We start from the raw sequence: 364 nt of genomic DNA on the forward strand, positions 1-364 counted from the left end.
CTATATCTTCTAATACATGCTCAATCACTGAAACTGGCGTATGTGGATTTAATACAACGCCCGCTTTAATACCGTGAGATTTAATTAACTGAATTGTACGATGCAGATGTGGACACGCCTCTACGTGAACAGTAATAATATCCGCCTGTATGAGAGCGATCTATTTCTAAACAAGGTCAAAATCTTGTTACTGAAGTAAATAAGAAATATAATGCGAATTTCAGATATAGATATGTAGCATCAGAAATTGATCTATATACTCCTAATTTGCCAAGAATGATTGACTCTCATGGTTCATTTTCGTTTGTTGGGAAGGATGAAGATAACTTCTATTTCATGTTTGTCGTTGACAAATCAACTGTTG

2 pseudogenes are annotated in these 364 nt (G+C 34.9%); one reads left to right on the forward strand and one right to left on the reverse strand.

The features are described from left to right. Positions 1-145, reverse strand: a pseudogene (locus tag SB717_RS34150) (ribulose-phosphate 3-epimerase); the annotation flags it as partial. An 8-nt stretch (positions 146-153) separates the two neighbouring features. Between SB717_RS34150 and SB717_RS34155 the strand changes: the two are divergent. Continuing rightward, positions 154-364 (forward strand): annotated as a pseudogene (locus SB717_RS34155) (S-layer homology domain-containing protein); the annotation flags it as partial.

The organism is Priestia sp. SIMBA_032 (assembly GCF_046535215.1).
In the GTDB taxonomy this organism is placed as follows: Bacteria; Bacillota; Bacilli; order Bacillales; family Bacillaceae_H; genus Priestia; species Priestia aryabhattai.